This is a genomic window from Stenotrophomonas sp. UBA7606, from assembly GCF_002477705.1.
GTDB lineage: Bacteria > Pseudomonadota > Gammaproteobacteria > Xanthomonadales > Xanthomonadaceae > Stenotrophomonas.
Genome location: NZ_DLJW01000034.1, coordinates 19,877 through 27,495 on the forward strand (window position 1 = coordinate 19,877; position 7,619 = coordinate 27,495).

The following is a 7,619-nucleotide window of genomic DNA, read 5'->3' on the forward strand; positions in this document are numbered from 1 at the left end:
TGACTGGCAATGGTCCGCCACTCAATCCTTGGCTTGCATGGCCGGTGTCCTGATACCGGGCAGTGTGACAGTCGCATTACAATGCGCGCCGCCGGGTCTTCTGTACCCCTGTCAATCCAGGTCCAACAGCTCTGATGAATGCCCGTCCGTGTGATGCATCTGGTACGGCGATTGCGCCCCGGCTCTGGTTGCTGGTGATTGCCATGGTGTTGCTGGGCAGCTTGGCGCGGCTGGGCCTGTGGTGGGCGTATGCGGGCGAACAGCGGCAATGGGAAGCGTTGTGGCCCGTGCTGGGCATGGGGTTGCGCTACGACCTGGTGGTAGGGGCGATCACCGCCAGCCTGGTCGCCCTGCTCACGCTGCCACTCTGGCTGGCGGGTAGGCGGCAGCAGGCAGTGCGGGCGGCGCAGGGGTTGTTGGTGGCAATGATGCTGGCATTCGTACTGGCGGCGGCCTGTGAGCATTTCTACTACGGGTTCTACAAGACCCGCTTCGACCCGATCGTGTTCGGTCTGTTCGAGGACGACACTGCCGCCGTGCTGGAGACCATCTGGTCAGATTACCCCGTGGTGCCGGGCCTGCTGGGCCTTGCAGTGGCAGGGATGGGGCTGTCCTGGTTGAGTTCGTACGGTGGTCGTTGGCTGGAGGCGCGTTGGCGTCGGCCCGCACGGCGCGGGCTGCAGGTCGGGCTGGTGGTACTGCAATGTCTGTTGCTGGTGCTGTTGGCGCGCGGCAGCGTCGGCACGTTCCCGTTGATCCGCCGTGATGTGACGGTCTCTGCCGATCCATTCCTCAATGCGCTGGTGCTCAACGCTCCTTTGACCCTGTACCGCGCGGCGCGGATAAGAGGCAAGGAAAACACCATCGCTGATGATCCTCTGGTTGGCGTGCAACGGCAGGGATTCGCCACGTTGCAGGACGCCGCACTTGCCGCCGGCCTGCCATCGGGCGATCCGCAGCTGGTGCAGGCGGCCTTGTTTCCGCGGGCGCCGGGGCAACCCCGTGCGCTGGCCCAATCGCCCCATGTGGTGTTGGGCCTGCTGGAATCCTTTGGTCAGGATCTGCTGCATGTCGATGGCCCGGGCAACGACATGCTGGGGCGACTGCGCGATGAGTTGCCCCATGGGCACCGTTTCGACAATTTCATCGCCAGCCAGAACGGCACTCACCCGGTGCTGGAAAGCGTGTTGCTGGGCTCGTCGATCAGCCCGCTGACCCGCGGCCGCAATGCGCGCCTGACGTTTGATACCTCGGCGGCCCTGCCATTCAAGCGTGCCGGCTATCGCACGGTGTTCCTCTATGGTGGGGGCAGCGACTGGCGGGACATCGGTACGGCCTTCCGCCACCAGGGGTTTGACCAGGTGTATGACGCGCGCGACATCCGCATGCGCTTCCCGTCTGCGCGTGGTACCGAGTGGGGCATCTACGACGCCTGGCTGTTCCAGTTCGCACAGGAACTGCTGGAGCAGGCTGACGCGCGCGGCGAGCGCATGTTCCTTGTGCTGCTGACCACCACCAACCATCCGCCCTTCACGCTGGAGACCCCGCATCGCAGCTATCCCCTGGACCCGGCGGCATTGGGCGAGCGGGGTCTGGACAATGCAGCGGAACTGCGGGCGATGTTGGCCACCTACCAGTACCAGGCCGACCAGTTCGGGGCCTTCCTGCAGGCGCTGCGCCAGCAACCGTTGGGAGAGCGCACGGTGATCGCTGCTGCGGGCGACCACAACCTGCGCACACACTACCGTTATGACTTGCCGGCGCAGCAGGTGGACGTGGATCGTGTGTTTGCGTGGATGCGGGTTCCGCCGGCCTTTGCAACGCTGGACGGCGCGCCCGATGGCCAGGCTTTCGCCGGCCATGCCGATCTGGTGCCAACGCTGGTGGAACTAGCGGTGCCAGGCCAGCGCTATTTCGCGACCGGCCGTAATCTCTGGAAGGCCGCGCCCGGCGGTGGCGAAGCGCTGGCGCAGTTCGATCGTCTCTATACCCAGGCGGGCCTGCTGTTCCCGTTGGACAAGCCGCGCCTGTACCGTTGGCGTGATCACAGCCACGTCCAGGTGCAGGGCGTGGTGCCGGATCCGATCAGCGTGGCGCAGGTACGGCAGGCCGTGGCGTGGGGCGCGCTGCGCGACTGGCACATCCGCCAGCATGTGTTGCGCAACCGCCGCTGACAGCGCAACTGTCTTCACCCTGTGCTGGGCGCGGGCGCTGCTGTTCTGGGTTGGCGGTCGAACAAGGGCAGGGTGATGCCACAGAGCGGCCCGATCAGCAGGGCGAAGGCCAGTGTCCCCCAGCCGACATTGCCACCCAGCCACCAGCCCACCGCCAAGGCGCAGGTTTCAATCAAGGTGCGCACTTTCCAGATTGCCCAGCCGGTACGCGCATGCAGCCCGGTCATCAGACCGTCGCGCGGGCCGGGGCCGAAGCGGGCACCGATGTAGAGCCCGGTGGCGACGGCCAGCAGTACCAGGCCGGCGGCGTACAACAGCAACTGCCACAGCACGCCTTGCACCGGCGGCAACAGATTCAATCCCAGTTGCGCGCTGGGGCCGATCAGCAGCACGTTGAGCACGGTGCCCAGCCCGGGCTTCTGCCGCAGCGGTACCCACATCAGCAGGACACAGACGCCTACGATATTGGTGATGACGCCGAAGCCCCAACCGCTGCGCAGGGCGATGCCCTGGCTCAGTACGTCCCAGGGCGCAATGCCGATGCCGGCACGGATCATCAAGGAAGAGGCGATGCCGAACAGAAACAAACCCAGCAACAGCTGCAGCAGGCGTGGGGCAAGGTGCAAGAGGGGCATGGTGAGTCGATCAGGGGCTGCTGCTGGCGGCAGAAGCAATGCAGGGGGCGCTTGCGCCGCTGCCAAAGCTGCAACGGCGCAAGGTGAGCAGGGTATTGAGGCTCAGTCCCAGCCTTCCAGGGCGAGCTTGCCGATGGTGCTGCCGGACTCCAGTTGCTGGTGGGCCTGGCGCAGGTGGCTGGCATTGATCCGGCCCAGACGCTGGCTGAGCGTGGTACGCAGCTCACCGGCATCAATCAGACTGGCGGCGCGGGTGAGGATGCGGTGCTGTTCGATCATGTCCGCAGTGCGGAAGCGGGCGCGCGCGAACATGAACTCCCAGTGGATGCCGATGCACTTTGCCTTGTAGGGATCGCCGATCCGCAGCTCGCCGCGGGGTTCCACCACCAGGCCGACATGGCCTTGCGGCGCCAGCAGCTCGCCCAGCTGTGGCCAATAGCGGTCGGTGTCAGCCAGGTTCAGCGCCGCGTCCACCTGGGTGATGCCCAGCGCCTGCAGTTGCGGGGCCAGCGGCTGGCGATGGTCGATCACGTGCGCCGCACCCAGTTGCTGGCACCACTGCTGGCTTTCGCTGCGCGAGGCAGTGGCAACCACGGTGAAACCGGCATGCCGACCCAGCTGAATGGCCATGGAGCCCACGCCCCCGGCGCCACCGATGATCAACAGCACCTTGCCGGTGTTGCGGCGGCCGTCCAGTTGGTAAGGCATACGCTGGAACAGCAGCTCCCACGCGGTGAGCGTGGTCAGCGGCAGGGCGGCGGCCTCGGCGAAGTCCAAGGTGGTCGGCTTGCGCCCAACCAGGCGCTCGTCCACCAGTTGCTGCTGGGCATTGCAGCCCGGGCGGGTGACATCGCCGGCGTAATAGACCTCGTCGCCGACCTCGAACGCCGTCACCTCCGGCCCCACCGCAATCACCACACCAGCCGCGTCAAAGCCCAGTACGCGGGGCGGGTTCTCTTCGCCGGCGCGCGGGCTGCGCAGCTTGGTATCCACCGGGTTCACCGACACGGCCTGGACCTGGACCAGCAGGTCCTGGCCCTGCGGGACGGCCGGTGCATCGATCTGTACGTCCTCCAGCGCCAGTGGATCGTCGATGGAAAGGTAATGGCGCAGGCCGATCGCTTTCATTCGGGAAAGTTCCGTAATAGTGGGGGCGGGTTGATAATACGCAGGCTTTGGTTCAGCTGGCGGTAACCGCAGTGCAATGCCTGTATTTTCGCGGTCTGCGCGGACAAAACTGACCGCACCGCAGCAAATCTCCGGCAGGCCTTGCCACGCCTGACTCTTGCGTCCTTTGATCAAGCTGTATACGGTGCGCCCAGCCGGACACGTAGAGGTCTGGTGGTCGCTTCAATTGTTATACGTGCGTTAACATCGTCTTCACGGCCCAGCGCATAATGTGAGCAGCGATGGCGTGAGGATTAACGGCCGTCTCTGAACGCGACGATTATCGCTGTGCTGGACCATGCCTCTACCGGTTTCATACCCCCGAAACAAGGAGCTGTATTTCATGAACAAGAAGATCCTTACCGCCGCGCTGCTCGGTGGTCTGGCTTTCGCCCAGGCCGCTTCGGCCCAGGAATTCGACGACCGCTGGTACCTGACCGGTTCGGCCGGCTTCAACTTCCAGGACGGTGACCGTGGCACCAACGATGCCCCGTTCGCTACGCTGGGTCTGGGCAAGTTCATCAGCCCGAACTGGTCGCTGGACGGTGAGCTGAACTATCAGAACCCGAACTTCGACAACAACCAGGACCAGAACTGGTCGCAGTACGGCGTTTCGCTGGACCTGCGTCGCCACTTCATCAAGGAAGGCCGCGGCTGGAACCCGTACCTGCTGGCCGGCCTGGGCTACCAGAAGGCGGAAGAAGAGTACCTGTCCGGCGCTGAGCTGAAGGACCGCAAGGACGGCAACCTGGCCGCCAAGGTCGGTGTCGGTCTGCAGACCACCTTCGAAAAGCGCGTCGCCGTGCGTGCCGAACTGGCCTACCGTGCTGACTTCGACGACCAGAGCATCGCTCCGGCCCAGGCTCGTAACGAGCAGGATTGGTTCGGCGACGTGCTGGCTTCGGTCGGCGTCGTGATCCCGCTGGGCCCGGCCCCGGTTGCTGCTGTTGCTCCGGCACCGGCTCCGGTTGCTCCGAGCTGCGCAGACCTGGATGACGACGGTGACGGCGTCAACAACTGCGACGACAAGTGCCCGAACTCGCAGCCGGGTCAGACCATCGGTCCGGACGGTTGCCCGGTGCCGGTCTCGATCGATCTGAAGGGCGTGAACTTCGACTTCGACAAGGCCACCCTGCGTCCGGACGCCGTGTCGATCCTGAGCGAAGCCACCGAGATCCTGAAGCGTTACCCGGATCTGCGCGTTGAAGTTGCCGGTCACACCGACTCGAAGGGTACCGACGCTTACAACCAGAAGCTGTCCGAGCGTCGCGCCAAGGCTGTGTACGACTACCTGACCACCAATGGTGTGTCGGCTGCTCGTCTGCAGGGCCCGATCGGCTACGGCGAGAGCCGTCCGATTGCTCCGAACACCAATGCTGATGGTTCGGACAACCCGGAAGGTCGCGCAAAGAATCGCCGCACCGAACTGAACGTCCAGAACTGATCGGACGCTTCGGTTGATACAAGACAAGGCCCGGCTTCTGCCGGGCCTTGTTGCATCTGCAAGGGCGATGTTCCTGGCAAATACGCGATGAATTCGCTTTTACCTGCGTATGGCGGTTGAAAGCACCGCGGCCGCTGCCTACACTCGCCGCGTCATCTCTTTGAATGGAAATCCGGATGCTGCGTATTGCCCTGGCTGGTTTTGTCGCGATGGCGTTGACGCCTGCCGCCTACGCCGCAGTGGATTGCTCGGCCGCCTCGGTGGTACCGCCGGCACCGCTGCCGGCCACGGTCATCGCGCCGGTGGCATCGGAGCTGTACGTGCGTCCGGGTCAGCTGGGCATGCCGTCCGGCGTGTTGAGCACCGGCGGCGAAGAACAGTCGTTGGATCGCGTGCTGATGCGCTTGCGCGTTGAGAGCTGCAACAACGTTGCCAGCGCCATGCCGGCCCGTCCGGCGATCAATGCCAACGACCCGGCGGCCTACAAGCCGCAGACCGAGTTCGACAACACTCCCTGGCGTTTTGACATGAGCCAGAACGGCAAGCGCATGACCGCCGAAGAATTCGATGCCTGGATGAAGGCCCGCGGCGTGCGTGTGGTGAAAGCACGCCCGGCACCGGCCGAGGCCGCAGCGGCACCGGCTGCCGACCAGCCGGCAACCGAGGTCAAGTAAGGCGGCACTGGCCGCATCCGACGATGGCCTCGCGCAAGCCCCCGCAATACCCGCACGCCCGCCGCGTTCAACCCGGCGGGCGTTTGCTTTCGCGTCCCGCCGCGCGCGCTGCTGACAAGGCGGCGCCAGCGGGCGTGCGCCATGGCCTGGCAAGGGTGCTGTCCAAGGCCGGTGTGTGCTCGCGTAGCGAGGCCGCACGACGGGTGTTGGACGGTCGCGTCAGCGTCGATGGCGCAGTGGTGCGTGACCCGGAGTTTCCGGTAGTGAGCGGGCGCCAGCAGGTGATGCTGGACGGCCAGCCGCTGCAGGCCCAGCGCCGGGTCTATCTGGCCTTGAACAAGCCGCGAGGGCTGGTGACAACGGCGCAGGACGAACGCGGCCGCGACACCGTGTACCAATGCTTCGCAGACGCGGATTTCGGGTGGATAGCCCCGGTTGGGCGGCTGGACAAGGCCAGCGAAGGCCTGCTGTTCTTCAGCAATGACCCGGAATGGGCTGCACGCCTGACCGACCCGGACAGCGGTCCACTGAAGACCTATCACGTGCAGGTCGATGCCGTGCCCGACGCCGCGCAGCTGCAGCGCATGCAGCAGGGCATCGAGGACGAAGGCGAGTATCTGGCCGCCTATGCAGTGCAACTGCTGCGCCACGGCGAGCGCACGGCCTGGCTGGAGGTGGTGCTGGATGAGGGCCGCAACCGGCATATCCGGCGCCTGCTCAAGGCCTTGGGGCTGGAGGTGCTGCGCCTGATGCGGGTGGCGATCGGTCCTGTGCCGCTGGGGGGATTGGCGAAAGGGCAGTGGCGTGAGCTCAGCCCTGCAGAACTGAATGCGCTGGAGGCGCGTTGAATCGGGGTTGAAGAGTTTAATTTCAATAAATTCAATGGAATGGGTAGATTTGTTGTAGCGTTGGATTAGACTGTGGCCCTAACTTCCAAGAGGCCACGTCCATGCATGCTTTTTTCCGCGTCTCCGCTATCGCCTTGATGCTCGGCATGGTTGCGGCTGCGGCCGGGTGCGCGAGCTCGGGCAAGACTGCCGCCAAGGCCGAGGAGTTGCCGGTGATCGTCACCGTCCCGGCGGCACCGACGGCCGAGAAGGATGCGCTGGGTAATTACCGTTTCCTGATGCAGGAAGGCGAGAACAGGATGAGTGCGGATCAGTTCGACGCCTGGATGAAGGCCAATGGCATCCGTGTGGCCAAGGGCGCACCGGCGCCAGCCGCAGCGCCGGAAGCGGCGAAGAACTGAGCGAACAATACATGTAGTGCCGAGCCATGCTCGGCTGGGGCCTCACCGGCAAGGCCACTGCCGAGCATGGCTCGGCACTACAAACAGAACAGGCGCCCAAGGGCGCCTGTTCTGCTTTCAAACCAAGGGCAATCCGCCTCAGCCCTTGATCACACCCAATTCCAGACCAATTCGGGTGAAAGCATCGATCGCGCGGTCCAGGTGGGCGCGGCTGTGTGCGGCGCTGATCTGGGTGCGGATCCGGGCCTGGCCCTTGGGCACCACCGGGAAGAAGAA

The 7,619-nt window shown here is 64.9% G+C and carries 7 protein-coding genes and 1 pseudogene; 5 read left to right on the forward strand and 3 right to left on the reverse strand.

All coding sequences use genetic code 11. From position 1 onward, the window contains the following. The first annotated feature begins 134 nt into the window (after window positions 1–134). Window positions 135–2,174, forward strand: a complete 2,040-nt coding sequence (locus B2527_RS05220) for an LTA synthase family protein (RefSeq protein ID WP_293706475.1) — start codon at window positions 135–137, stop codon at window positions 2,172–2,174. Window positions 2,175–2,188: 14 nt separating this feature from the next. Here B2527_RS05220 and B2527_RS05225 read toward each other — a convergent pair whose 3' ends face one another. Beyond that, window positions 2,189–2,809: a YczE/YyaS/YitT family protein gene (locus tag B2527_RS05225; protein WP_293706476.1), complete on the reverse strand. Its 621-nt coding sequence runs from the start codon at window positions 2,807–2,809 to the stop codon at window positions 2,189–2,191. Window positions 2,810–2,911: 102 nt separating this feature from the next. Next, a complete protein-coding gene (locus tag B2527_RS05230) occupies window positions 2,912–3,937 on the reverse strand; it encodes a zinc-binding alcohol dehydrogenase family protein (RefSeq protein ID WP_293706477.1) in 1,026 nt (341 codons plus the stop codon). 382 nt (window positions 3,938–4,319) lie between these two features. Between B2527_RS05230 and B2527_RS05235 the strand changes: the two genes are divergently transcribed. From B2527_RS05235 to B2527_RS05250, 4 genes are all read left to right on the forward strand, one after another. Then, window positions 4,320–5,420 carry an OmpA family protein gene (locus B2527_RS05235; protein ID WP_293706478.1) on the forward strand — a complete coding sequence of 367 codons (1,101 nt, stop codon included), beginning with the start codon at window positions 4,320–4,322 and terminating at the stop codon, window positions 5,418–5,420. Window positions 5,421–5,596: 176 nt separating this feature from the next. Next, window positions 5,597–6,094: a hypothetical protein gene (locus tag B2527_RS05240; protein ID WP_293706479.1), complete on the forward strand. Its 498-nt coding sequence runs from the start codon at window positions 5,597–5,599 to the stop codon at window positions 6,092–6,094. A 23-nt stretch (window positions 6,095–6,117) separates the two neighbouring features. Then, window positions 6,118–6,942 (forward strand): pseudouridine synthase, encoded by an 825-nt coding sequence (locus tag B2527_RS05245; protein ID WP_293706480.1) that lies wholly within the window; start codon window positions 6,118–6,120, stop codon window positions 6,940–6,942. A 101-nt stretch (window positions 6,943–7,043) separates the two neighbouring features. Beyond that, window positions 7,044–7,343, forward strand: a complete 300-nt coding sequence (locus B2527_RS05250; protein ID WP_293706481.1) for a hypothetical protein — start codon at window positions 7,044–7,046, stop codon at window positions 7,341–7,343. 138 nt (window positions 7,344–7,481) lie between these two features. Here B2527_RS05250 and B2527_RS05255 read toward each other — a convergent pair. Further along, window positions 7,482–7,619, reverse strand: a pseudogene (locus B2527_RS05255) (glycine C-acetyltransferase); the annotation flags it as partial.

What these genes read in the sequence shown, in the direction of transcription:
- B2527_RS05220 (WP_293706475.1), top strand. Translation starts at nt 135, where the DNA reads ATGAATGCCCGTCCGTGTGATGCATCTGGTACGGCGATTGCGCCCCGG.
- B2527_RS05225 (WP_293706476.1), bottom strand. Translation starts at nt 2,809, where the DNA reads ATGCCCCTCTTGCACCTTGCCCCACGCCTGCTGCAGCTGTTGCTGGGT.
- B2527_RS05230 (WP_293706477.1), bottom strand. Translation starts at nt 3,937, where the DNA reads ATGAAAGCGATCGGCCTGCGCCATTACCTTTCCATCGACGATCCACTG.
- B2527_RS05235 (WP_293706478.1), top strand. Translation starts at nt 4,320, where the DNA reads ATGAACAAGAAGATCCTTACCGCCGCGCTGCTCGGTGGTCTGGCTTTC.
- B2527_RS05240 (WP_293706479.1), top strand. Translation starts at nt 5,597, where the DNA reads ATGCTGCGTATTGCCCTGGCTGGTTTTGTCGCGATGGCGTTGACGCCT.
- B2527_RS05245 (WP_293706480.1), top strand. Translation starts at nt 6,118, where the DNA reads ATGGCCTCGCGCAAGCCCCCGCAATACCCGCACGCCCGCCGCGTTCAA.
- B2527_RS05250 (WP_293706481.1), top strand. Translation starts at nt 7,044, where the DNA reads ATGCATGCTTTTTTCCGCGTCTCCGCTATCGCCTTGATGCTCGGCATG.